Annotated in this window: 17 protein-coding genes; 8 read left to right on the top strand and 9 right to left on the bottom strand. The window is 72.4% G+C overall.

Features of this window, described 5'->3' with window-relative positions:
* The first annotated feature begins 322 nt into the window (after nucleotides 1-322).
* From ACTOQ1_RS02335 to ACTOQ1_RS02325, 3 genes are all read left to right on the top strand, one after another.
* Nucleotides 323-1,402 carry a methyltransferase domain-containing protein gene (locus ACTOQ1_RS02335; protein ID WP_440064059.1) on the top strand — a complete coding sequence of 360 codons (1,080 nt, stop codon included), beginning with the start codon at nucleotides 323-325 and terminating at the stop codon, nucleotides 1,400-1,402.
* A gap of 152 nt (nucleotides 1,403-1,554) precedes the next feature.
* On the top strand, nucleotides 1,555-2,829 hold the full coding sequence (locus tag ACTOQ1_RS02330; RefSeq protein ID WP_440064058.1) for a hypothetical protein: 1,275 nt from the start codon (nucleotides 1,555-1,557) through the stop codon (nucleotides 2,827-2,829).
* A gap of 28 nt (nucleotides 2,830-2,857) precedes the next feature.
* Nucleotides 2,858-3,991, top strand: a complete 1,134-nt coding sequence (locus ACTOQ1_RS02325; RefSeq protein ID WP_440064057.1) for a glycosyltransferase — start codon at nucleotides 2,858-2,860, stop codon at nucleotides 3,989-3,991.
* Nucleotides 3,992-4,159: 168 nt separating this feature from the next.
* On the opposite strand, the gene ACTOQ1_RS02320 is transcribed toward ACTOQ1_RS02325, so the two are convergent.
* Nucleotides 4,160-5,029: a sulfotransferase family protein gene (locus ACTOQ1_RS02320; RefSeq protein ID WP_440064056.1), complete on the bottom strand. Its 870-nt coding sequence runs from the start codon at nucleotides 5,027-5,029 to the stop codon at nucleotides 4,160-4,162.
* Between the two features lie 461 nt (nucleotides 5,030-5,490).
* Here ACTOQ1_RS02320 and ACTOQ1_RS02315 point away from each other — a divergent pair, with 461 nt between their 5' ends.
* Nucleotides 5,491-7,851: a collagen-like triple helix repeat-containing protein gene (locus ACTOQ1_RS02315; protein ID WP_440064055.1), complete on the top strand. Its 2,361-nt coding sequence runs from the start codon at nucleotides 5,491-5,493 to the stop codon at nucleotides 7,849-7,851.
* A gap of 36 nt (nucleotides 7,852-7,887) precedes the next feature.
* Here ACTOQ1_RS02315 and ACTOQ1_RS02310 read toward each other — a convergent pair whose 3' ends face one another.
* The 5 genes from ACTOQ1_RS02310 to ACTOQ1_RS02290 all read right to left on the bottom strand — a co-directional run bounded on the left by ACTOQ1_RS02310 (nucleotide 7,888) and on the right by ACTOQ1_RS02290 (nucleotide 13,712).
* Nucleotides 7,888-10,266, bottom strand: a complete 2,379-nt coding sequence (locus tag ACTOQ1_RS02310) for a hypothetical protein (RefSeq protein WP_440064053.1) — start codon at nucleotides 10,264-10,266, stop codon at nucleotides 7,888-7,890.
* A gap of 150 nt (nucleotides 10,267-10,416) precedes the next feature.
* Nucleotides 10,417-11,112: a class I SAM-dependent methyltransferase gene (locus tag ACTOQ1_RS02305; RefSeq protein ID WP_440064051.1), complete on the bottom strand. Its 696-nt coding sequence runs from the start codon at nucleotides 11,110-11,112 to the stop codon at nucleotides 10,417-10,419.
* Between the two features lie 62 nt (nucleotides 11,113-11,174).
* Nucleotides 11,175-12,152 carry a dTDP-glucose 4,6-dehydratase gene (rfbB, locus tag ACTOQ1_RS02300; RefSeq protein ID WP_440064050.1) on the bottom strand — a complete coding sequence of 326 codons (978 nt, stop codon included), beginning with the start codon at nucleotides 12,150-12,152 and terminating at the stop codon, nucleotides 11,175-11,177.
* Nucleotides 12,149-13,216, bottom strand: a complete 1,068-nt coding sequence (locus tag ACTOQ1_RS02295) for a glucose-1-phosphate thymidylyltransferase (protein WP_440064048.1) — start codon at nucleotides 13,214-13,216, stop codon at nucleotides 12,149-12,151. The genes rfbB and ACTOQ1_RS02295 overlap by 4 nt, the downstream gene beginning before the upstream one ends.
* A gap of 121 nt (nucleotides 13,217-13,337) precedes the next feature.
* Nucleotides 13,338-13,712 (bottom strand): GtrA family protein, encoded by a 375-nt coding sequence (locus tag ACTOQ1_RS02290; RefSeq protein ID WP_440064046.1) that lies wholly within the window; start codon nucleotides 13,710-13,712, stop codon nucleotides 13,338-13,340.
* A gap of 175 nt (nucleotides 13,713-13,887) precedes the next feature.
* Between ACTOQ1_RS02290 and ACTOQ1_RS02285 the strand changes: the two genes are divergently transcribed.
* Nucleotides 13,888-14,904, top strand: coding sequence for a glycosyltransferase family 2 protein (locus tag ACTOQ1_RS02285; protein ID WP_440064045.1), 1,017 nt, complete (start codon nucleotides 13,888-13,890; stop codon nucleotides 14,902-14,904).
* On the opposite strand, the gene ACTOQ1_RS02280 is transcribed toward ACTOQ1_RS02285, so the two are convergent.
* Entirely contained in the window at nucleotides 14,855-15,757 is a 903-nt protein-coding gene (locus ACTOQ1_RS02280; protein ID WP_440064043.1) for a GNAT family N-acetyltransferase, read from the bottom strand. The two genes, ACTOQ1_RS02285 and ACTOQ1_RS02280, sit on opposite strands and share 50 nt — an antisense overlap.
* Nucleotides 15,739-16,893, bottom strand: coding sequence for a dTDP-4-amino-4,6-dideoxygalactose transaminase (gene rffA / locus ACTOQ1_RS02275; protein ID WP_440064041.1), 1,155 nt, complete (start codon nucleotides 16,891-16,893; stop codon nucleotides 15,739-15,741). Before rffA ends, ACTOQ1_RS02280 begins: the two co-directional genes overlap by 19 nt.
* Before the next feature lie 455 nt (nucleotides 16,894-17,348).
* Between rffA and ACTOQ1_RS02270 the strand changes: the two genes are divergently transcribed.
* Nucleotides 17,349-18,608 (top strand): nucleotide sugar dehydrogenase, encoded by a 1,260-nt coding sequence (locus tag ACTOQ1_RS02270; protein ID WP_440064040.1) that lies wholly within the window; start codon nucleotides 17,349-17,351, stop codon nucleotides 18,606-18,608.
* 102 nt (nucleotides 18,609-18,710) lie between these two features.
* Here the strand turns inward: ACTOQ1_RS02270 and ACTOQ1_RS02265 are convergent, their stop codons facing one another.
* On the bottom strand, nucleotides 18,711-19,037 hold the full coding sequence (locus ACTOQ1_RS02265) for a carboxymuconolactone decarboxylase family protein (protein ID WP_440064038.1): 327 nt from the start codon (nucleotides 19,035-19,037) through the stop codon (nucleotides 18,711-18,713).
* A 236-nt stretch (nucleotides 19,038-19,273) separates the two neighbouring features.
* Between ACTOQ1_RS02265 and ACTOQ1_RS02260 the strand changes: the two genes are divergently transcribed.
* Nucleotides 19,274-22,618: an AfsR/SARP family transcriptional regulator gene (locus ACTOQ1_RS02260; RefSeq protein WP_440064037.1), complete on the top strand. Its 3,345-nt coding sequence runs from the start codon at nucleotides 19,274-19,276 to the stop codon at nucleotides 22,616-22,618.
* Between the two features lie 319 nt (nucleotides 22,619-22,937).
* Nucleotides 22,938-24,482, top strand: coding sequence for an MFS transporter (locus ACTOQ1_RS02255; RefSeq protein WP_440064035.1), 1,545 nt, complete (start codon nucleotides 22,938-22,940; stop codon nucleotides 24,480-24,482).
* The last annotated feature ends 128 nt before the right edge of the window (nucleotides 24,483-24,610 follow it).

Genomic DNA, 24,610 nt, shown 5'->3' with positions numbered 1-24,610 from the left:
CGGGACCCGCCGTTACCGCGATCTTGCTGAGAGTAACCGACCCCGGCCGCTCGCAGGCTGTTGGTGCCGGGGGGCGTGTCGCGGCGAACTCCAACCGCTGGTAAGGATCACGAAGATCATTGCTCGCGCGGGAGCCGCCGGGCGCCGCCCGGCGGCCATGACGTGCGAGCTTGTGAGCGAACGTGGTGAACGGCATGGCTCCGTGCTCGTCGTGGGCGTCCGGCGCGTATGCCCGCCCACCCGGCGGACGCCCGTGGCGGGCCGCCGGGAACCGGCCGCGACGTCGCGGCCCTTCACTCCCTCTCGCTGAACGGGTGGTCGGATGACCTTTGCGGAAGACACGACGGCTGACACGGGTGCCGGTGTCCTCCGGCACCCCGCGCTGTGCTGTCCCCGGTGCGGTGGTCCGCTCCGCGACGAGGCCGAGCCGCGCGATGGTGGTCCGCGCGATGCCGGTCCGCTCCGCGACGGGGCCGGGTCGTACGGGGCCGAGGTGCGCGGGGCCGAGGCGCACGGGGCCGAGCTGCGCTGTGCCGGGTGCGGGGCGGGCTATCCAGTCGACGACGGGATTCCGCGGTTCGTCCCCCGGGACAACTACGCGGAGGGGTTCGGGTTCCAGTGGAACAGGCATCGGCTGACGCAGCTCGACTCGCACGTCGGCATGCCGATCTCACGTGATCGGCTGATGACGGGGAGCGGCTGGTCCGCGGACGGGCTGCGGGGCCGGAGCGTGCTCGAGTGCGGCAGCGGGGCGGGACGCTTCACCGAGGTGCTGTGCGAGACCGGCGCCCTCGTGACGTCCTTCGACATCTCCGGCGCGGTCCATGCCAACGCCGCCTCGAACGGCCGTTTCCCCAATCTGAGACTCGTCCAGGCGAGCGTCTACGAGCTGCCGTTCCCCGAGGAGTCCTTCGACTTCCTGCTCTGCCTCGGAGTCGTCCAGCACACCCCGGACGTGGAACGGACGTTCAAGACGCTGCTCCGCTACCTGAGGCCGGGGGGCCGGTTCTGCGTAGACGTCTACGCGGCGGTGATCGCCTACCCCCACCTGCGGCAGCTGATCCGTCCCTTCACCCGGCGGATGCCTCCCGCGCGGCTCTACACCCTGGTCGAGAGGGCGGTGCCGCGCCTGCTGCCGCTGTCCATGGCGCTCAGCGCCGTCCCGGGCGTGGGACAGGGGCTCGCGCGGCTGGTGCCGGTGGCCAACCACCGGCACCTGGGCCTGACGGACGAGGAGACGATGCGGAACTGGTCGGTGCTGGACACCTTCGACTGGCTGTCCCCGCGGTACGAGAAACCCCAGACCCGGCGGCGGATCAGGCGCTGGACCGAGGACCTGGCCCTGCGCGACGTCTCGATGGAGAGACGGCGCGGGATGTACGTGATCCGCGGCGTCAAATGACCGGCCGGCCGGGAGGCCACGGGCTCCCCGGGCTTTTGGAACGCCCTTTCCGGTGTGCCCGGCGGGTTTCCCGGGGAGGCTCCGCCGGCCCGCCGATCGCGTGGCGGGCCCACAGCGCATGACCTCGATGCGTTTCTAAGGTGATCTCATTCATGGAGTATTTTCTCGTCTTCTCGATGGCGGTATTTCTGGTTTTCCTGACCTATGCCAGTTTGGGGATGGAGCAGGCGAGCCGGGCGATCCCGGTGCTGCTCCTCGCCTTCGCCGCCCGCCTGGTCGTGCACGTCCTGGTGATGCAGCCCCGCCTCATCGAGTACGGCGGCGACAACCGCGTCTATCTGGCCAGGGCCATGGAGGTCGCCGCCTACTGGAGGTACGAGGGTTTCTGGTTCGTCACCTCCGACCAGATTCCCTCCATCTACTCCATGGAGGTGCCGTGCAACCTCTTCGGAGTCATCGTCTACCTGTGCGACGGACCGGCCACGCTGGCCTGCACGGCGGTCCTGGCCACCCTGTCCGGTGGGCTGTGCATCGTCATGTACAGGTTCGCGCGAACCGTCGGGGCCGACGAGCGGGCGGCGTTCCGGCTGCTGGTCGTGGTCGCCTTCCTCCCCGCCCTCCTGCTGCACACGTCCGACACGTTCAAGGACGGGATAAACGCGTTCCTCGTCGTCGCCTGCCTGTGGCTCGTGGTCTCCAACGTGCGGCGCTTCGACGTGCGGAAGCTGGTCGCCGTGATCCCGCTGCTGTGGGCGCTGTGGCACGTGCGGCCGTACATGGTGCTCATGTGCGCGGTGCCCCTGGTGTTCGGGCTCTCCCCGGTGAGGCGGAAGCTGTCCGTCCGCTCCCTGATCGTGTCGGTCCTGGTGCTGATCCCCGTCCTGGTGCTCATCGCGCAGGCGGACGGCGGGGCGTCCTTCACGGCGCTGCAGGAGCAGCTGGACCAGGGCCAGTCGGAGATGGTCCGCAGGTCCAGCGCGGAGGGCGGCTCCGGCGTGCTGTTCGAGGACGGCGGCGACGCCTGGGGCGCGCTCGTGCCGAAGGTGTTCTACACGCTCCTGGCCCCGTTCCCCTGGACGGGGGGCAGCATGGCGCTGCAGCTCGGAAAGGTGGACACGCTTTTGTGGTACTACCTCCTCTACAGCGCGCTGCGCGGGGCGCGCCGGCTGTGGGGGCACGACCGGGCGCTGCTGTTCGCCCTCGTGCTGTTCGTCGCCCCGGGCACGATCGCCTACGCGACGACGATGTCGAACATCGGCCTGATCTTCCGGCAGCGAATGCCGATCATGCTGGCCGTCAGCGTGCTGGCCGCGGTCGCGTGGACCGAGGCCGGGCGCGTGGGGCGCCCTCGATCCCGGCGGCCCCGGCACGCGCCGGGTCCCGCCGTCCCCCTCCAGCCCATCGCCGGATCCCGGGTGGCGCGGTGACCCCGCCGCCCCGACCAGGAAGGACGCGATGAGGGATCTTCGCGTGTGCGAGGTCGTCAAGACCCTCGACGCCGGGGGCGTCGAGGTGCTCCTCGTCGAGCGGCTGCGGCGCGCTCCCAGGGTGAACAAGGACTACACGGTCGTGTGCCTCCAGGCGTCGACCGGCGAGCTCGTGGAACAGCTGCGGGCCTCGGGGATCACGGTCGTCGACCTCAGCTCGAACGCGCGCCCGCTGGCCTACCTTCACCTCGTCAGAACGGTTCACCGGCTCGCTCCCGACGTGCTCAACGCGCACTCGCCGACCCCCGCCGCGGTGCTCTGGCCGTTCGCCAGGATCGCCCGCCGGCGGCCGGTCCTGGTGTCGACGGTCCACTACTGCCGACGGCCGTCCACCGTCCGCTTCGGCCGCCTGACGGCGGCGGTCAGCCTGCTCCTCGACTACCTCGTCCGCAGGCTCGACGACCGGACGGTCGCGGTCTCGTCACAGGTGGCGAGCTCCCCCTCCGTCCGGGGAGCGCGCCACCTGCTGACCCGGGTGCACGGCGTGGACGTCATCGGGCAGCGCTCCTGGGCGATGCGCGCGGGCACCGTCAGGCGCCAGTTCGACGTGCCGGAAGGGGCGTTCCTGGTGGTCTGCGTCGCCAACTTCCGGCCGGAGAAGAACCACGCGCTGCTGGTCAGGGCCGCGGCCGAGGTCCTCCTCGCGCGACCGGACGCGCTCTTCCTGCTGGCCGGGGACGGGCCGCTGCGGGAAGGGATCGTCCGCGAGACGGAGCGGCGCGGGCTGGAGGGCCGGGTACGCGTCCTGGGCCCGGTGAGGCAGGCGAGGAGGCTGGTGGCGGCGGCCGACCTGCTGGTCCTGAGCTCGCACTACGAGGGGCTTCCCGTGGTCGTCATGGAGGCGCTCGCGGCCGGCGTGCCGGTGGTCTCCACCGAGGTCGGGGGGATACCGGAACTGGTCTCCTCGGGCTGGAACGGGATCCTGACCGAGCCCGGGTCGCCGGAGGCCCTGGCCGCGGGGATCCTCAAGGCGATGGAGCCGTCCATGCACCGCCGGCTGCGGTCCGGAGCCGCCGCCGGCTCCGAGAGCGTGGAGATGGCCGGGACGGCCGAATGGTTCGAGCACCTCTACGAGGAGCTGGCGGCGGCGCGGCGCGCCTGAGGCCAGCGGCGCGCCCGCCGGGCCCGCCGGGCGTACGGTCGCCCGCCGAGTGTGCGGATGCCCGCCGGGCGTGCGGTCGCCCGCCGGGTGTGCCGTGATCGAGGCCCGCGGCGCGCCCGCCGTCGCGGGCGTCCGGGGAGCGCGCTCCCCGGACGCCCGGCGTCGAGCTCAGGCGCGGTAGCCGAAGTCGTGCAGGTGCCCGGCGAGGGAACGGTCGAGCAACGCCAGCTGCGACGGGGTGAGGTCGTGCCGGAAGGCCTCGCGCCGGGCGGAGGAGAAGGTGTGGCGCGCGAAGGTGCGCTCGAACCCGGGCGTCCAGGCGAGCCCGAGGAAGTCGAGGATCACGTCCGTCTGCTTGCGCGGGTCGGCGAGCAGGTCCTCGTAGCGCACCTGCAGCCACAGGTCCGGCGGGACGGCGGCGCGCGCCACGGCGGTGGCGTCCATCAGCAGCTTCCAGCCTATTCCCGCGAGATGGACCTGCGAGCGTCCCGCCTCGTCCCACTCCCTGGAGTAGGCCTCGGGCAGGGGGCCGAAGTGCCACCCCGGCGCCCCGAGGTGCCCGCGCCACCACGGCATCTGCAGCCACGAGTTGGCCACGGCGCGCCCGTCGCGCACGATGTGAACGAAGCGCGCCTCGGGGAACACCTCGTGCAGGAACGCCGCGCGGGGCCACCCGGTGAACTTGTGGACGTAGCGCCCGACCCGTTGCGCGGCGGCCCGGCTCCCGAAGAAGGTCCTCAACCGTTCTTCCAGCCAGGGCGTGACCTCGGCGGCCGAGAGGTCCTGGAAGGAGTCGACGATCAGCGGCGAGACCTCCCGCCTCAGCGCGCGGTGGGCCTCGCAGGGGCGCAACCGTTTCTCCGGGAAACGCAACGGCGCCCGGCGGTAGATCTCCCCGCCGATCCGCTTCGCCGAATCCGGGACCCGGGGGAAACGGTCGTCCAGGTTGGTCACGAATCCCAGGTCGGGATGACCGGTGAGCACCTCATGAAGAAGTGTGGAGCCGCAACGACCGCTGCCGACGAGAAAATCGAGCACTTTCCTCCCCGTTCCGAATGGTGCCGGAAATAACGATCCGGTTCAGCGGAACCGGGCGGGGTCTCCGACGTTAACATATCCGCCGGAGTTGTCGTCGGATGTCGTCTTCGCAGGTCCGTCGCCTGTGAAGCGGCCGGGGAAACCCAAGGGCCGAAAACCTGCGACCCGGATTCGAGTGATTGCCGGTAACGGCCGGACGGTGCCGTCCGGCGCGGCATACCGCTCCCGTCCGGCACAAAAGCCTGGCAAAACATCGCGGGCGGCGAATGTCCGGGACCGGTGAAGGTGCCCGCGTCGCCAGACTTACACGCATGATCAAATCGGCGTCCGGCAGCGATTCGACACTGAGCCCGCCCGAAGCGGCCGCGGACCCCAAAACGCCGGACATACTCCACCGAAAAAGGCGATTCTCTCGAATATGGGGAACGCCGCCCGTTCTCCTCCGGAAGTGGTCGCCGGCGGTGTTCGCGATCGCCGTCGTGGTGGCCGTGCTGACCTTCTACGGGGTCTCGGCCGCGGACATGGCGTTCTTCGGCGGCTACGTCGCGCTGGGCCTGGCACTGCCCGGCCTGTTGCTGGTCCGGGCCCTGTACCGCGGGACGCGCAGGCTCGCGCCGGTGGAGGAGGTCGCGCTCGGGCTGGCACTCGGCTACGCCGTGGAGGTGCTCGTCTACGTCGCCGCCCGGGCCGCCGGGTCGCCGTCGCTCGTCGCGGCGTGGCCGCTCGCCACGTACGTGGCCTTCGCCACCGCCCCCCGGCTGCGCCGGCACTGGAAGGGCGCCACCCGCCCGTGCGCGCCCGCCTGGTACTCGTGGTCCCTCGCGCTGCTCGTCGCCTACGTGGCCGCCTGGAGCTCCTTCACCTTCTTCAGGACGACCCCCCTCACCTGGCCGGGAATCGGGACGTCCCTGTTCGACATGCCGTACCACCTGGCCCTGGTCGGCGAGCTGAGGCACCACGTGCCGCCGACGGTGCCCATGGTCTCCGGCGAGCCCCTGCTCTATCACTGGTTCGTCTACGCGCACCTCGCGGCGGCGAGCTGGACCACCGGGGTGGAGCCGCTGGTCCTGCTGTTCCGCCTGGGGATGCTGCCCATGCTGGTGGCGTTCGTCGTCCTGGTGGGGGCGATCGGGCACCGCGTCACCGGGTCCCGGGCGGGGGCGCTGCTGGCCATCGGAGGCACGATCTTCGTCGCGGTTCCGAGCCTCTACGCGAACGCGAACGGGCTGTTCACCTGGACGGGCGTCCAGCACTCAGCGTGGGAGAGCCCCACCCAGACCTTCGGGGCCCTGCTGTTCGCCCCGGTGGTCCTCCTCCTGCTCGACCTCCTCGAACGCCGGCGGCGGGCGCGCGGGGCCGGCGGGTGGCCGCTGGTGGGCGTCTTCCTGGTGGCGGTCATGGGGGCGAAGGCCACGTACCTGCCCATGCTCGTCGCCGGGCTGGCCGCGGTGGCCGCGGTCGAGGTGTGGGTGCGGCGCCGGTCGCCGCGGCCCGCGCTCGCCGCGCTCGGGATGGCGGCCGCGTGCCTCGGCTACGCGCAGTTCGTGCTGTTCGGCGGCGCGAGACAGGCGACGATCGTCGACCCCCTCTCGCTCATGCGCAGAACCTGGGGAGAGCTGACCGGCCTGGGGGAGAACGCCGCGCCACCGCCCGCCTCGCTGGCCGGGATCACGCTGCTGTACCTACTGTGCTGGGCCGTCACCTGGTGCGGGGTGGCCGGCCTGCTGCGCCGGCCGCGGCTGCTCGCCCGCCCCGGGGTGGTGCTCATGCTGGGCGTCGGCGCGGCGGGCGTCGGCGCGGTGGTCCTGCTCGGGGGCCCCGCCATGAACCAGGGCTACTTCCTGCAGGGGGCCTACCCCTACCTGGCGGTCGCCGCGGCCTACGGTTTCCTCGTCGTCGCGCGCGGGGAACGGGCGTCGATCCTGGCGACGGCGTGCGCGGCGGGCGCGGGGGTGGCCGTCGCCCACCTGGTCCGCACGCTGTCCGGCGTCGAGGTCCCGCTGCCCCCGGGCGAGCCCGAGACCGCCCTGTACCGTCCGTACCTCGTCCTGTCGGCCCTCGCCGTGGCGGTGGCCGTCGTCCTGGTCGCGACGAGGCGCCGCTTTCGCGGCTGGACCCTCGTCATCGCCCTGGTCACCGCCGTCGGCCCCCTCTCCGCCTGGCACGCCCGCGCCCTGCTGATCATGCACGGTGGCGGCGAGGGCGGCGTCTACCGGGTGAGCCGCCCGGCGGCGCCGCAGGTCCCGCCCGGCGCGCTCGACGCGGGACGGTGGCTGCGCGCCCACTCCGACCCCGGCGACCTGGTCGCCACGAACGCGCACTGCGCCTGGGGGCGCGAGCCGTGCGACAGCCGCCACTTCTGGCTGTCCGCGCTGTCCGAGCGGCGCGTGCTCGTCGAGGGGTGGGCGTACACCGCGTCGAACCTGGACCGCTGGCGTCCGGGCGAGCCGATGACGGGGCTCCCGTTCTGGGACGGGGAACGGATCCGGCTGAACGACGAGGTCTTCCGGGCACCCACGGCGGCCTCGGTACGGCTCCTCGGGGAACGGTACGGGGTGCGCTGGCTCCTCGCCGAGGAAAGCGGGCCCGGCCCGGCCCCGGCCTTGGGCCCGGAGCCCGGAGCGACCGGGGAGGCCGGAAAGTCCGGGAAGCCCGGAGAGATCGGGAAGTCCGGGGAGGCCGGGAAGGCCGGAGAGCCCGGGAAGGCCGGGGAGATCGGGGATTTCGCCGACCTTCGGTTCCGTGCCGGGGCCTACGCCGTCTACCGGATCCCGGACCCCTCCGGGCCTTCCCGGAACGTGTTCCGTGAACCCGGGCCGTAGCGCGGACTCACCGAACGCGCCCCCGCCCGGCCGCCCTCACGCCGGTTCGCCGGGCAGCCGGTAGACGGCGTAGTCGCCGGAACGGAACCGCAGCGTCGCGAAGGCCCCGAGGCCGGGAACCGGGCCCCCGCGGTGCTCGTCGGCGACGAGCCAGCGCACCCCGTGACGCTCGCGCAGCTCCCGGACGGCCTCGCCGGTGGGCGCCTCGAAGACGGCGTCGTTCAGCGCGAGGAGCCGGGCGTCCCAGAACGGGAGCTCCAGCGCGGGCAGCTCCGGACGCCAGCGGGCCGTGTTCCTGGAGGTGTAGGTCCACCCCTCGACGAGGACGCGCCGCTCGGACAGCGCGGCCACCCAGAAGTGCCTGCCGTCGCACGGCTCCTCACGCCCCCAGCGGCAGTGCGCGTTCGTGGCGACCAGGTCGCCGGGGGCCGAGTGGGCGCGCAGCCAGCGCCCCGCGTCGAGGGCGCCCTCCGGGGGCGGCGGTGCGGCCACCGGAGGCAGCCCGCCCCCGGTGGCCGCACCGCCGCCCACGACACTGCTCACGACACCGTCCACGACCCACAGGGCGCGCGCGTGCACGACGGCGGGCAGGCCGACGACCGCGAGCGCGGTGACGACGAGGGACCAGGCCCGCAGGCGCCCGCTCGTGACGGCCAGGACGGCCGCCGCCGCGAGGATCGCGACCAGCAGCACGACGTACGGCAGGTAGAGGACGGTGTCGTCCGTCCCCGGCCGCAGGGGGATCCTGACGCCGCACAGCAGGGGGATCAGGTAGGCGGCGGCCAGCCCGGTCCCGGCCGCGCACAGCGTCGCCCGGCGTGACTGCCGGGCCCGCCGAGCCAGGGTGACGATCCCGAGGGCCGTGACGGCCGCCAGGTAGGGGTAGGCGCCCCAGAGGAAGAAGAGCTGGCTCCGGCCGGGATGCCCGAGCAGCAGGGCCGCGCCGACCCCCGCCGCGCCGATGCCGAGCGTGAGCGCCACGCCGGGGCGGGCGAGCAGCCGCGGCCGGCTCAGCAGGCCGGAGATCCCGCCCCACGTGACGGCCCAGCACAGCAGGAACACCGCCACCATCCCCAGGATCGAGAGCGGCGGGGGATCGGTCCCGTCTCCCGCGCCGGTCATCTCCCGCCAGACCGTCTCCATGAAGGAGAAGGGGTCGACGACGAGTGCCTGCCTCGCGCCGTCGAACAGCACGAACTGCGCGAACAGGAAACACGCCGCCGTCATCCCGAGCGCGGCGAGCACCGGCCCGGACGGCCGGCGCCGCCTGACCGCCCCGGCGGCGGCCACCGCCAGCAGCCCCGCGCCCAGCAGCGGGACGTACGTGGCCTTCGCCCCCGCCACCGCCACCAGGAAGACGCCCAGCAGCGCCCAGTGCCCGGCGGGCCGCCGGCGGCGCTCCAGGAGGTCGAGGAGGAACAGCACGACGGGCGCGAACATCAGGGCGCCGAACGTCTGGGTGGGGCTCGCCCACATGAGGTCGGGAACCCCTCCCCAGGTGAAGGCGCCGTTGCCGCCCAGGTAGAGGCTCGGTGTCGCCACGAGCACCGTGCCGGCCGTGGTCAGGGCCGCTCCCGCCCAGGAGCCCGTGATCCGCCGCCCGGTCATCCCGGCCAGGACGACGAACGCGGCCAGGACGGGAAACATGCCCAGCCGGAACAGCAGCACCAGCGGCTCCACCCCGGTCACCCAGCTCGCCGCCGCCAGGTGCGCGTAGACGAACCAGTGGTAGGAGAGGGGTTCCCCGGCCACCATGGGGACGGTGGGCGGCAGGTGGTGTCTCAACTCGCCGACCAGGGCCAGGTGGAAGGGCATGTCGGGGAAGGACCGTCCGAGGGCGGGCCAGCTCAGGGCGTTGAGTCTGAAGAACGCCACGGCGCTCCAGGCGAGCAGGTAGGCCGCCGGCAGTGCCAGGAACCACGACCACCAGGCGGGCGCCCGCTCCCGGCGGGCCGGGGCGACCGTCCAGTGCCGGCGCAGCCGCGGGACGGCGAGGAAGAGCAGGCAGGTGCCGGCCGGCCAGGCCAGGACGAGCAGCGGCACGCCGAGGGCACGGGCGCCGACGTAGGCGAAGACCTCCACGGCGTAGCCGAGCGCCAGCCCGAGCGCCACCTCCTCGGCGAGCGTGCGCCTGCCCCGGTACAGGAGCCGGAGCAGCAGCACGCCGGGGAGTCCCACGCACAGCACGACGTAGAGGCCGAACAGGACCATGTCCGGGACGGAGACGCCGTACAGGGCCGCCACCGTCGCGGTGAGGGCCGTCATCGACACGGTGGGCGCCCACCCGAGGAGGCCCTTCGTCCCGCGGGGCGGGGTTGCGCGACCTCGTCCGGCCGGGGGCCCGTCCGGCTCGTCGTCCCCGGCGGTCATGAGCGGGCCAGGCGCGGGAACCCGGCGGGGTGGGGTTTCTGTCATGCGCCCGAGCCTGGTGAAACGAGCGACGCCGGCGGCACCCGGCGCTCGCGCCCGTCGATGTCTTTTCCCGTCCTTGGCCGGGTTTTCACGACCGTCGGGGAACGCCGCCCCGGGGCGCGGGCACCGCCACGCGCCGGCCCGGGGCGGGGGTCAGGGGCGGTGCGCCCGGACGACGAGGGAGACGCCCGGCAGCGACCCGACGGGCAGATACCTCTCGGCCACGACCACGGCGGTCAGGGCCGCGTTCACCAGGCGCGGCGTCTGAGTGACGTCCGAGCCGGAGATCTTCCTCCTGCGCAGGGCGACGACCGGCCGCAGCAGGACGTTCCAGCTCCACAGGCGGTCGACGACCAGGCCGGCGCCGGTCAGCAGGGCGTTCAGCCCCTCCCGCGTGTACCGGCGGACGTGGCCGGACGCCACGTCGTGCGCCGACCACAGCGCCATGTCGCAGGGGACCGTGATCAACGCCGTTCCGCCCGGCCGGAGCACGCGCACCAGCTCGCCGGCGGCCCTGCCGTCCTCCTCGATGTGTTCCAGCACGTCGAACGCCGTGACGAGGTCGAAGTCCGCGTCCGGCAGGGGCAGGTCCCGGGCGTCGGCGTGGATCGCCCGCAGGCCGCGCTCCCTGGCGAGCTCCACCGCGGTCTCCGAGAAGTCCGCGACCAGCGCGTCCCATCCGTGCCCGACGAGCACGCGCGTGTTGCCGCCCCCGGCCGCGCCGACGTCGAGCGCCCTGCCGGGCGGGCCGAGCCCGCGCAGCTCGCGGGCGAGGATGGCGCGCCGCTCGCGGTACCACCAGTGGCGGTCCTCCACCTCGACGGTACGGAGAATCTCCGTGACCTCCATGTGTCCTCCCAGACGTATGCCTTGGCGTTCCGGCGTTCCGGCGATCGGCGGCCTCATCGGCCTCAGCGGCCGGTGCGTCCCGCGGGACGCCACCAGCTCTCGTGGTCGCGGTACCAGCGCACGACGCGTTCCAGCCCGTCGTCGAAGCCCACCCGGGGCTCGTACCCGATCGCCCGGATCTTGCGGCTGTCCACCGAGTAGCGCCGGTCGTGCCCCAGCCTGTCCGGCACGGTCTCCACCATGTCCCAGCCCAGGCCGAAGGCCGACAGCAGCCGCTCGGTGAGCTCCCGGTTGGTCAGCTCGACCCCGCCGCCGATGTTGTAGACCTCGCCGGGCCGGCCCTTGTCCAGCACGAGCTGGATGCCCCTGCAGTGGTCGTCGACGTGCAGCCATTCGCGGACGTGTTCGCCGTCCCCGTACAGGGGGACACGGCGCCCGTCGATCAGGTTGGTGACGAAGAGCGGGATGACCTTCTCGGGGTGCTGGTACGGGCCGTAGTTGTTGGTGCAGCGGGTGACCCGCACGTCGAGCCCGTAGGTCTGGTGGTAGGCCCGGCACAGCAGGTCGGCCCCCGCCTTGGCCGCCGAGTAGGGCGAGTTGGGCAGCAGCGGCCGCGACTCGTCCCACGAGCCCGCCGCGATGGACCCGTACACCTCGTCCGTCGACACCTGCACGACCGTGCGCACACCGGCCTCGAGCGCCGCCTGGAGCAGGCACTGCGTGCCGTGGACGTTGGTGACGACGAAGTTCCCGGGGCCGGTGATCGAGCGGTCGACATGCGTCTCCGCGGCGAAGTTCACCACGATGTCCTGGCCAGGCATCAGCTCGGCGAGGAGCCGGGTGTCGATGATGTCGCCCTTGACGAAGGTGTGGCGGGGATGGTCGGCGACCGGGCCGAGGTTCGCGATGTTGCCCGCGTACGTGAGCTTGTCCAGCACCGTCACGCGGGCGTTCTCGTACCCGGGATAGAGCCCGGACAGCAGCGACCGTACGTAGTGGGAGCCGATGAACCCGGCGCCGCCGGCGACCAGGATCCTCATGCGCGCACCTGGACCCTGCTGTGGTCGCCGATCATGAGCTGATGCGTGTTGGGCAGTCCCACGGCCCTCGTCACCTCCACGTTCCGGCCGATCAGAGAGTATGTGAGCCCCGAGACTCCCCTGATGGCGGAGTCACCGAGGACGATGCTGTACTCCACGCCTGCCTCCTCCAGCACGCACCCCTCGCCGATCGAGGTGTAGGGGCCGATGTACGACCCTTCGATCCTGGTGCCGGCGCCGATGATGGCCGGGCCCCGGATCACCGACCTCTCGACGGTCGTGCCAGGCCCGATGTCGACGCGGCCGGTGATCTCGGAGAACGCGTCCACCGTTCCCCGGACGTCCGGTTCGAGCGCCTCCAGGACCATGCGGTTGCACTCCAGCATGTCCTGCAGCCGCCCGGTGTCCCTCCAGTAGCCGGTGACGAAGTGCGAGTGCACCCGGTGGCCGTTGCCGATGAGCCAGGTGATCGCGTCGGTGATCTCCAGCTCGCCCCGGGCGGAGGGCATGATCGCCCGGACCGCCTCGTGGATGACGGGGGAGAAGGTGTAGACGCCGACGATCGCGAGGTCGCTGCGCGGGTTCCTCGGTTTCTCCTCGAGCCCGACGATCTCCCCGTCGGGCCCCAGCTCGGCGACCCCGTAGAACTGGGGTTCGGCGACCTTCGTGAGCAGGATCTGCGCGTCGTGGTCGGCCTCGCGGAAGGCGTTCACCAGGTCGGCGATGCCGTCCAGCAGGAAGTTGTCGCCCAGGTACATCACGAACGGCTCGTCGCCCAGGAACTCGCGGGCGATGAGCACGCAGTGGGCCAGGCCGAGCGGGGCCTCCTGGCGGATGTAGGTGACGTCGAGACCGAATCTCGAACCGTCGCCGACGGCCTCCCGTACCTCGGGGCCCGTGTCGCCGACGATGACGCCGACACTCGTGATCCCCGCGTCCCTGATCGCCTCCAGCCCGTAATAGAGCACCGGTTTGTTGGCGACGGGGACGAGCTGTTTGGCGGACGTGTGGGTGAGCGGGCGCAGCCTCGTCCCCTTGCCGCCCGCCAGAACAAGTGCCTTCAACGCTCTTGGATCCCTCCACGAGGAACGCGCGGCCACGGGGCCGATCATCGTTGAAAGCTACGGGGACATCCGTCCGGAGACCGTTCGCCGCCATCGCTTTTGCGGAGAAAAAGGGAAGGCGTTACCGGGCCTGGACATTGGCGCGTTCCCTGAACGTCCAAACCCGGTGTATCGCGTAGCTGACCGTCGGGCTGACGACCAGCAGCAGCGCCTGGGCCGCCATGACGGGAAGGTGGAACAGCTCCACCAGCACCGGGAGCCCGGCGAGCGAGGTCGCGAGGAATCCGAGCCCGACCGCGTAGAAGCGCAGGTAGCCGGTGAGCCACGACCGGCCGTGAGCGCGGAAGACCACCAGCCTGTACCAGGGATAGACGATCACCACGGTCGTCAGATGGGCCGCCATGGCGAGGAGAAGGTACGGGACCGCATCGTTGGCGGCGAGCAATCCCAGCCCCAGGAGAGAGCAATAGAGCAGGGCCGTCGTGGCGCTGGCCATCAGGTATGTGATGCGCTGTCCCCCAAGAGCGGGGATAAAACCTCGCCGTCGGTCATGTGGATGCTTTCCGTGTTTAGTCCGATTTTTAACATGCACCATGTCAGGCCTTTGTCGGAATGTATCGCGCGATGATCGAATGGATTTTATCCTGCTGTAAGAATTAATCGGGGGATTAATGTCCGTGTCGGTGGTTATTCCGTGTTACCGCTCCGCGCGTACTCTTCCGGTGCTGGTGAACAGGCTCATGGCCGTCCTTCGTGAGCTGTCCACCCCCCACGAGGTGATCCTCGTCGTCGACGGAAGCCCGGACGACACCTGGCGGACGGCCGCCGAGCTCGCGCGGCGTGTCGACGGTGTGCGCGCCCTGCACCTGTCCCGCAACTACGGCCAGCACAACGCGCTGGTCGCCGGGATCAGGGAGGCGGAGTTCGAGGTCGTCGTCACCATGGACGACGACCTGCAGCACCCGCCGGAGCAGATCCCCCTCCTGCTGGCCGCCCTCGAGGGCGACCGCCTCGACCTCGTGTACGGCGTCCCGCGCCGAGAGGAGCACGGCCTGGTCCGCAGCCTCGCCTCCCGGTCGGTCAAGACCGCCATGGCCGGTGGGCTGGGCATCCGCGCCGCGCGGACGATCAGCGCCTTCCGGGCCTTCCGTACGCGCCTGCGCGACGGCTTCCAGGGGCTGTCCGGGCCGCACGCCTCCGTCGACGTGGCCCTGTCATGGGTGACCACCCGGGTGGGGTCGGTCCGGGTGGACATGAACGAGCGCGACCACGGGCGCTCCAACTACACGCCGGGCCTGTTGCTGCGGCACGCGACGAACATGCTCCTCGGCTACAGCACGGCCCCGCTCCGCGCGGCCAGCTACCTCGGGTTCCTTATCGGCGTCGTCGGCCTCCTGCTGGGCGGCGCCGTCCTGTGGGACTTCGCCACCGGCGACACCACCGTGGCCGGGTTCACCACCATCGCGTCGATGATCGCGATCTTCTCGTCCGCCCAGCTGATGGCCGTCGGCGTGCTCGGCGAGTACGTCGGGCGCGTCCACGGCAACGGGATGGGGCGGCCGACCTACGTCGTGTGCGAGCGCGTCGGGTCCTCGGCCGCCTCGGCCGCCTCGGGCGTTCCCCGGCGGCCGGGCGGCGCTATCGCCGCCGTCCACGCAGCAGCCGGCTCCGGATCAGGTGAACGGTGAGGAAGGTCAGGGCGGGTTCGAACCCGTACCTCGCCCACGCCCGCTGCACCCCGGTGTTGTGCCCCTGGGTGGAGATGACGACCTCCCGCGCGCCGCGGGCCAGGGCGCGTCCCTCCACCGCCGCCAGCAGGTGGGCGTAGAGGCCGCGTCCCCGAGCCCGGGAGATCACGCCGGCGAGCAGGATCTCCGTCCGGTCGGCGTCGTCCGCGAGCGTGGCCAGCGCGAGAATCCCGTCCCCGGCCGCGGCGGGGCGACGATCGCCTTCCGCGGGCGGGAGCCCTTCCGGAGGCGCGGCGGAGGGAGATGCGGCGGTCGGGAACGCGGCGGGTGGGGGCGCGGCGGAACCGGGGCGGCCGGCCGGGCTCCACTCCCGCAGCGCCACGCATCCCCCCTCGGAGGCCGACCGCAGCGCCCACTCCCGATAGCCCGCCAGTGCCTCGGCGCTGTCGAACAGGGGATTGGCCAGGTAGTGGTTCCGGTAGGCGGCGAAGATGTCGGAGACCGACTCGCGCACCGCCGCCGGGGTGACCCGCTGCGTCGGCTGGAGGTCCCCCGGCGGTTCCGGCGCGCGCCCGCCTCCCGCGCGCAGGCGCCAGTACGTCAGCGAGTCCGCGAACACGGCGGTGCGGCCGAGCGCGGTCAGCTCGGCGAACCAGCCGACGTGCTCGGCCGGGTACCTGAGCACGATGACGTCCGCCCTCGACCCCAGGACGGCCTCGCGAACCGCGGGGAACGGGGATCGGGCCTGCGCGGGGACGGTGAGGCGCTCCACCGGACGGCCGAACCTGGCCGAGTCGAGCGGGGACTCCGCGATGCGCGGGGTCCCGCTCCCCATCACGTCCCGCCAGGCCATCGGCCCACCTCGTGGCTCCGGACGGCGTCGATCACGCGCGTCACGCCGGTCGCGCCCAGGTCGGCGAAGAGCGGCAGCCGCACCAGCCGGTCGGCGACGCTCTCGGTGACCGGGCACCCGCCGGGGGCCGTCCGGCCGTACCGCAGACCGGCCGGGGCGGTGTGCAGGGGCTGGTAGTGGAACGTCGCCTGCACGCCCCTGTCCCCGAGGTGGGCGATGAGGGCCCCGCGGCTCGCCAGGTCAGGGAGCAGCAGGTAGTACAGGTGCGCGGGGTGCGCGCACCCGTCGGGGACCGTCGGCAGGCGGACCCCGTTCTCGGCCGCCCACCCGGCCAGGCCCTCGTGGTAACTCCGCCAGACGGCGAGGCGCCGGGCCTGGGTCTCGGCGAACGACTCCAGCTGGGAGGTCAGCTGCGAGGCGAGGATGTCCGACAGCAGGTAGCTGGAGCCGATGTCGACCCACCGGTACTTGTCCACCTGGCCGCGGAAGAACCGGCTGCGATCGGTGCCCTTCTCCCTGATGACCTCGGCGCGCGCCATCAGGTCGGCGTCGTTGAGCAGCAGCGCGCCGCCCTCCCCGCACTGCACGTTCTTGGTCTCGTGGAAGCTCTGCGCGGCCACGCTGCCGAACGCTCCCAGCGGACGCCCCCGGTAGGAGCCGCCCAGGCCGTGCGCGTTGTCCTCGACGAGGGGGAGGGCGTACCGGTCGCAGATCTCGCCGATCTCCTCCATGGCGCACGCGACCCCGGCGTAGTGGACGACCACCACGGCCCGCGTACGGTCGGTGATCGCGGCCTCGATCAGCCGCTCGTCCATGTTGAGGGTGTCGGGCCTGCAGTCGACGAAGACCGGCACCGCGCCGCGCAGGGCGTAGGCGTTGGCCGTCGAGACGAAGGTGAACGACGGCATGATCACCTCGTCGCCGGGCCGGAGGTCGAGCAGGATCGCCGACATCTCCAGGGCGTGCGTGCAGGAGGTGGTCAGCAGGACCTGCCTGGCCCCGGTCATCTCCTTCAGCAGCCCGGCCGCCCGCCGGGTGAACGGCCCGTCCCCGGAGGTGGACCCCCGGCGCACGGCCTCCGCGAGATAGTCGAGCTCGTTCGCGGACAGGTGCGTCCGGTTGAAGGGGATCCTCACCGGGGCGTCCGCGGCGGTGCCCGCGGGAGCCGGGGGCGGGGCGGGAACGGGATTTCGCGGAAGGACGCGAGGACGCGCGCCGCCCGCCATCAACCGGTCCTCTTCTTTGATTCGGTGTCGATGCCGCACGTCGAATGCACGGGTGAATGTTACTGATGATCCTTGTCGCTCGCGCGGACCGACATGCGGGCGGACGGGTCCCTCTCGCCGATGGCCGGCCGGGCTTTCTCGCCGCTCTGAACTGGGAAGATGATTTTTCTGTCAGAAATATGAGATATTTTCCTCCTTTATCGAAGATATTTCCGAATACCCCATGGGTGATGCCGGTCGCGGGGTCGCCTTCCGGTGAATCGGATCGCGACACGCCCGGATTGTTGCTGAATCGGCCTGGCGATAATACCTGCTCCTAAAGTCGTTTCGTATTCTCTTTTTTCCGAGGTGGCGGAGGTCCTGCCGTGGGCGAGAAACTTGTCGTGGTCGGTCAGGGGTATGTCGGCCTGCCCCTGGCGATGCGGGCCGTCGCGGCGGGGTTCGACGTGGTGGGCGTCGACGTCGACCGCCGGAGGGTGAAGCGGCTCAACGCCGCCGAGTCCTACGTCGAGGACGTCGGCGACGAGACACTGGCCGCCGCCCACCGCACCGGCCGCTACCTGGCCGCCGCCGACTACGCCGCCGCCGAGGGGTTCGACGTCTGCGTGGTGACCGTGCCGACACCGCTCCGCGAGGGCGTTCCCGACCTGCGCCACATCGGCGCGGCGGGGGAGTCGCTCGCTCCCCTGCTGCGGCGGGGCGCCACGGTGGTGCTGGAGTCCACCACCTATCCGGGGACCACGGAGGAATATCTGCTGCCCCTGCTGGAGGAGGGCTCCGGGCTGTGCGCGCCCCGGGACTTCCACCTCGGCTACAGCCCGGAGCGGATCGACCCGGGCAACGAGCACTGGCGCCTGGAGAACACCCCCAAGGTGGTCTCCGGTGTCGACGGGGCGTCCCTGGAGCGGATCCGGGCGTTCTACTCGCGGATCGTGGGTGAGGTCGTGCCGGTCTCCTCGACGCGGGTGGCCGAACTGTGCAAGCTGCTGGAGAACACCTTCAGGCACGTCAACATCGCCCTGGTGAACGAGCTGTCGATCTTCGCGCAGCAGCTCGGCATCGACGTCTGGGAGGCCGTCGACGCCGCCTCCACCAAGCCGTTCGGCTACATGCGCTTCACCCCGGGGCCCGGCGTCGGCGGACACTGCCTGCCGATCGACCCGTCGTACCTGTCGTGGAAGGTCAAGCGCAGCCTGGGGCACAACTTCCAGTTCGTGGAGCTGGCCAACGACATCAACGCCCACATGCCGGACCACGTCGTGCACCGGGTCGGTCTCGCGCTGAACCGGTCGCGCAAGCCGGTCAACGGCAGCCGGGTGCTCGCGCTCGGCCTCGCGTACAAGAAGAACGCCGGGGACTGCCGCGAGTCACCCGCGATCGACGTGGTCAGGGGTCTTCGCAAGCTGGGCGCGGACGTACGGGCCGCCGACCCGCACGTGGACTGCTTCCTGCTGCCGCAGGGCATCGAGATCGTCGCGTTCTCGGAACGGGAACTGGCGGACGCGGACGTGGTGGTGGTCCTCACCGACCACGACTGCTTCGACTACGGGCTCGTCCAGAGGGCGAGCGCCCTCGTCTTCGACGCCAGGAACCGCTGCCGGGGACCCAACGTCGAGAGACTCTGACCTCGCGCCGCGGGCGAGCGGCCGGTTCCGGTTCCGCCGGGAGGACCCGCGCCGTGCGGCCGCGATCCCGGGAGGCGGGCGGTCGGCCGGTCGCGCCGGGCGTCAGGACCTCATGACGCGGGCGATCAGCTCCTCGACCTGGCCGTTGAGCCTGGCGCCCCGGGGCCATCCGGCGTAGTGGGTGAGGAAGACGACGACCTCGCGGAGCTCGTCGGGGGTGAGGTCGCCGGTCCGCAGCGCCGCGTCGAGCTGGACGTCGACGTCCTCGCCCATGCCCTGGCCGACGAGCAGACCGACCAGCAGCATGCGCCGGTCGCGATTCGAGATCCCTTCCCTGGACCACACCTCGGCGAACAGATTCTCGGCGGTCGCCCCGAATGGGTCGCCGGGCTCGTTCTCGCCGTGGTCCCAGCCGTAGACCTGTTTCATCGAACACCTCCGTGTGGAGCCCCCCGGCAGCCGTTCCCCCGTGGGGACGGCCAGTGGAGTCCCTACCCCGCCTGCCTCGCCCCTTCTGGCACCAAGGAAAGATCTTTTTTCACTAAAGTTATGACATGTAGATATACGTCGTACCAGAGGTCATCCGGCATTACACGCGTGGACCCCGATCGGCGGTGGCGAGCGGAAGGAGAAGCGAAAAGGGGAGAAGCCACGATAATCGGGCTATGCGGTTCGACATCCTCGGTCCCACCCGGATCCGGCTCGACGGCGGGCGCGTGGTCACCGTGGGCGGGCAGGGGATGCGCGCGCTGCTCGTGATGCTCCTCCTCGACGCGGGGAGGGTGGTGACCACCGAGCGGCTGATCGGCGGCCTGTACGGCGACGATCCGCCCGCGAGCGCCGCCAACGCCCTGCAGTCCCAGGTCTCGCGGTTGCGCAGGACGCTCGGCGTCCAGGAGATGATCGAGTTCCACCCGGCGGGATACCGGATCGCGGCCGGTGCCGACACCGTCGACGCCCACCGCTTCGAGCGGCTCGCCGCCGAAGGCCGCCGGGCCCTGGTCTCCGGCGAGCACGGCAGGGCCGTCGGGCTGCTGGGCGAGGCACTCTCCCTGTGGCGCGGGCCCGCCCTCGCCGACGTGGGGGAGTCGCCGTTCGCCCAGGCGCCCTCGGCCAGGCTGGAGAGGCTCAGACTCGACTGCGTGGAGGACCGCGTCCAGGCGGAACTGGAGCTCGGCCGCCACCGCGAGCTCGTCGCCGAGTTGCAGGAGCTGACCGCGGCCCACCCCTTCAGGGAGCGGCTGTACGGGCAGCTGATGCGTGCCCTGTACAACGCGGGCAGGCGGGCCGAGGCCCTGGAGGTGTACGAGGGGGCCAGACGGATCCTCGGTGAGGAGTTCGGCGTGGACCCGTCGGCGGAACTGGCCGCCGTGCACCTGGCGGTGCTCAGGGCCGACCCCGCCCTGACCGGCGCCTCCGGCGACGTCGCGGCCGACGCGACGGGCGATGTCACAGGCGATGTCACAGGCGACGGCGCGGCCGACGACGCCGCGCCCGTCCGATCGGGCCTGTGGGCCCCGCTGACCAGTTTCGTCGGCAGGGAGGACGAGATGTCCAGGCTCCGCGCGCTGCTCGGCGAGGCGAGACTGGTCACCCTGGTCGGTCCCGGCGGCGCGGGCAAGACCCGGCTGGCCGGTGAGGTCGCCGCGGGGGAGCGGGGCGACGTGTGCTTCGTGGAACTGGCCCCCGTCCTCGGCGAGGGGGAGGCGGCTCAGGCCGTCCTCGGCGCGCTGGGCGTCCGCGACGCCGGACTGTTCCCCGGCTCCGCCCGCCCGACGCCCGCCCCCCTGGCCAGGCTGGTCGCGGTGCTGGCCGACCGTCCCGTGCTGCTCGTCCTGGACAACTGCGAGCACCTGGTCGCGGAGGTCGCCGAGCTCGCCGACCGCCTGCTCGCCGCCTGCCCGGGGCTGCGCGTCCTGGTCACCAGCAGGGAGGCGCTCGGCATCACCGGAGAGGTGATCCACCCGGTCGCGCCGCTGCCGGTGCCGAGGACGGGCACCGCCGCGGGAGAGGCCCTGGCCTACCCGGCCGTGCGGCTCCTCGCCGACAGAGCGGCGGCCGTGCTCCCCGGCTTCCGCGTCGACGACGCCAACGTCGAGCAGGTGCTGGGCATCTGCCGGGCCCTGGACGGACTGCCGCTCGCGCTGGAGCTGGCCGCGGCGCGCCTGCGCTCCCTGCCGGTGGCCGAGGTGGCCTCCCGGCTGGACGACCGGTTCCGGCTGCTGTCGCGCGGCAGCCGCACCGCGCTGCCCCGGCACCAGACGCTGCGCGCCGTGGTCGCCTGGAGCTGGGACCTGCTCGACGACGACGAGCGGTCGCTGGCCGGGCGGCTCACCGTCTTCGTGGGCGGCGCGACGCTGGAGGCGGCCGGGCGGGTGTGCGGGCTGCGCGAGGACGAGGCCGTCGACCTGCTGAGCTCCCTGGCGGAGAAGTCGCTCGTCGAGCGGGTGGGCGAGCGCTACCGGATGCTGGAGACCATCCGCGTGTACTGCGCGGAACGGCTGGCCGAGACCGGTGAGACCGAGGCGCGCCGCGAGGCGCACGCCGCGTACTACGCGGACCTGGTGGCCACGGCGGACTCCCACCTGCGCGACGCCGGGCAGCTGGAGTGGCTGCGGCGGCTGGACGAGGAGCACGACGACCTGCACACCGCGCTGCGCTGGGCCGTCGACACCGGCAGGACCGGGCTGGGGCTGCGCCTGCTCGCCGGGCTCGCCATGTACTGGTGGCTGCGGGGCCGCCGCTCGGAGGGCGCGGCCATCGCCGCCGACCTGCTCGCCGCGATCGGGTCGGTCCCCGCCGAGGGTGCGACCGGGGCCGCTCCGGCCGGGAGGTCGGCCGGGGGGCCGGCCGGGTCCGCGCCGGTGGAGCACGCGATCGGGCTCGCGCCGTTCGGGGACGTGACGGGGTCCGCTCCGGCGGGGAACGCGACGGCGGCCGTTCCGGTCGAGGGGATGGAGGAGGAGTACGCCATGTGCGTGCTCGTGGCCTCCTCCGGGGAGACGCGGTCGCCCAGGCATTTCGCCCTTCTGGAGACGATCGTCCAGATCATCCCGCCGATCGACCTGCCGTACCGGTGGCCGTTCCTGGGCATGCTGTGGCCGATGTTCACCGGTCCGCCCGACTTCCTGCCGGAGGAGCCGAAGGTTTTCGTCATCGCCGACCCGTGGCTGCGGGCGCTGTCCCACTTCGGTTACGGCTACTTCTACCGGTACGGCGGCGACGCCGGGAGCGCCGAGCGCTCCTTCGGGGAGGCGCTGGAGCTGTTCCGGTCCCTCGGGGAGCGCTGGGGGAGCGCGCTCACGCTGGCCGAGCTGGCCGGGCTCGCCGACCTGCGGCAGGACAGGGACGCGTCGCGCGCGCTGGGCGGGGAGGCGCTTCGCCTGGCGGAGGAGCTCGGGTCGGACGAGGACATCGCGGAGCTCGTCTGCCGCGGGGCCGCGGGGACCGTACGCGACGGCGACCTCGCGACCGCCCACGCCGAGTACCTTCGCGCGATCGACCACGCCCGCCGGGCGGGCGCCCCCGACGTGATGGCCAAGGTCCACCACGGTCTCGCCGAGATCGCCAGGCTTCGCGGGAATCTGGACGAGGCGCTCGACCTCGCCCTGCGGGCCCTGGAGCTGTGCACGCAGGAGTGGTACAGCACCGAGGAGATCCGGTTGCGCATCATCGTCGATCTGGGCCGGATCGCCGCGTCGGGCGGAGACGGCGCCGGGGCCGGGACCTGGTACCGCAGGGCACTGGAACCGGCGCTGCAGCGTTACCCCCTGGTGGCGGGCTCGGCGATCGAAGGGCTGGCGGAGGTCGCGTTGCTGGAGGGCGACGCCAAGGGCGCGGCCCGGCTGCTGGGCGCGGCCGCGGCCCTCTGCGGCACCGCCGCGGCGGACTCCGGCGCCGGTGTCACGGCGGCCGTCCGCGCCCGGATGGGCGACGCCGCGTACGAGGAGGAGTGGCGCGCGGGAACCCGGATGTCGCGGAGCGGGATGCTCGCGATGCTCGCCCCGTGACCCCGTGACCCCGTGACCCCGTGACCCCGTGACCCCGTGACCCCGTGACCCCGTGACCCCGGCCTGACGGCCCAGGCGGCCACGACGGCCCGGACGACCCCGACGGCCCGAACGGCCCGAACGGCCCGGATCGGCCCGGATCGGCCCGGACGGCCACGGCCCGGATCGGCCCGGACGGCCACGGCCCGGATCGGCCCGGACGGTCCCGGCACCGGGCCGGCCCGACGGGGATGGAGGCGTGGACGGCACACGCCCCCGGTGCGGCGGGCGTCAGCGGGAGGTGCGTGGGCCGTCAGCGCCGCCGGTCACGATGACGGGCATGAACGATCAATCTCCGGTCACGGGTCGCCGCAGATGGGCGACCCTCGCCGTCGCCTGCCTGGCGGCACTGCTCCTGTCCGTCGACGTCACGGTCCTGCATCTCGCCCTTCCCCAGCTGGTCGCCGACCTGCGGCCCTCGTCGACCCAGATCCTGTGGATCGGCGACGCGTACGGCTTCGCGCTCGCCGGGTTGCTGATCACGATGGGCAACGTCGGCGACCGGATCGGCCGCAAGCGGCTGCTCCTCGTCGGCGCCGGGGCCTTCGGCGTGGCCTCGGCGGTGACCGCCTACGCCCCCACCCCCGAGCTGCTCATCGCCGCCCGCGTCCTGCTCGGGGTGGCGGGTGCCACGATCATGCCCTCGACACTCTCGATCATCCGCAACGTCTTCACCGATCCGAAGGAGCGGACCACGGCGGTCGGCCTGTGGAGCGGGATGGGCGCGGCCGGGTTCGCCCTGGGACCGGTCGTCGGCGGCCTGCTGCTCGACCACTTCTGGTGGGGCTCGGTCTTTCTCATCAACCTGCCGGTGATGCTGCTCATCCTGCTCGCCGGCCTCGTCGTGCTCCCGGAGTCGCGCAACCCCGCCGCGGGGCGGGTGGACCTCGTGAGCGTGCCGCTGTCTATCGCCGGGGTGATCGGCGTGATCTACGCTGTAAAGGAGGCCGCCGTGCACGGTCTCACCGGCGCCGGTGTCCTGGTCCCGGGGGCCGTCGGGATCGCCGCCCTGGCGCTGTTCGCCCGGCGGCAGACCCGGCTCGCCGAGCCGCTGATCGACATCCGCCTCTTCCGGCGCCGGGCCTTCACCGCCTCGGTCGGCGCCAACCTCGTCGCCATCTTCGGCATGTCCGCGCTGTCGCTGATCTTCGCCTGGTACTTCCAGCTCGTGCTGGGCTGGTCGCCCCTGCGGGCCGGTCTCGCGGGACTGCCCGGGGGCATGTCGGCGGCGGTCGGCGGGGTCCTGGCGGCGGGGCTGATCACCCGCTGGGGCCGGGCCAGGGTGGTGGCGCTCGGCCTGGCGATGACCGCCGCGGGTTTCGCCTGCTACAGCCAGACCGCTCTCGACACCCCCTACCTCTACTTCCTCGCCCCCATGATCGTCTGCGGGGTGGGCATCGGGCTGACGTTCGCCGTAACCAACGACACCGTGCTCGCGAGCGTGCCCAGGGAGCGGGCCGGCGCCGCGGCGGCGATCTCCGAGACCTCCTTCGAGCTGGGCGGCGCGCTGGGCATCGCCGTCCTGGGCAGCGTCCTCACCGGCGTCTACCGGGGCGAGCTCAGGCTTCCGGCGGGGGTGCCCGGCGAGGTGGTGGGCCTCATCAGGGAGTCGCTGCCCACCGCCCTGGAGGCGGCAGCGGCACTGCCCGCCCGGCTGGGCGGGTCCGTCGCCGAGGCCGCCAGGCTGGCCTTCGTCGCCGGGGTCCACGTGACCGCGATCACCGCCGCGGTGACGATCGCCGTACTCGCGGTGGTCTCGCTCGTCAGCCTGCGCGGCGTCCCCGACGTGATCCCCGAGGAGCTTCTTCCCGAGCCGCATCGGTGACTCGTGCGGCACCGTACGAGCGTCGTACGAGCGCTGTGCGGATGTCCGGGCGTGGACGCTTCGGCGAGGACGCCCCGCGCCGGGGCGTCCGCCGTTGACGGCGGCGACACCGCGTCCTGACCGCCCGC

The organism is Streptosporangium sp. OZ121 (genome assembly GCF_051918885.1).
In the GTDB taxonomy this organism is placed as follows: Bacteria; Actinomycetota; Actinomycetes; order Streptosporangiales; family Streptosporangiaceae; genus Streptosporangium.
The sequence above is the reverse complement of the archived record's forward strand: the minus strand, read 5'-3'. Positions and strand labels throughout refer to the sequence as shown.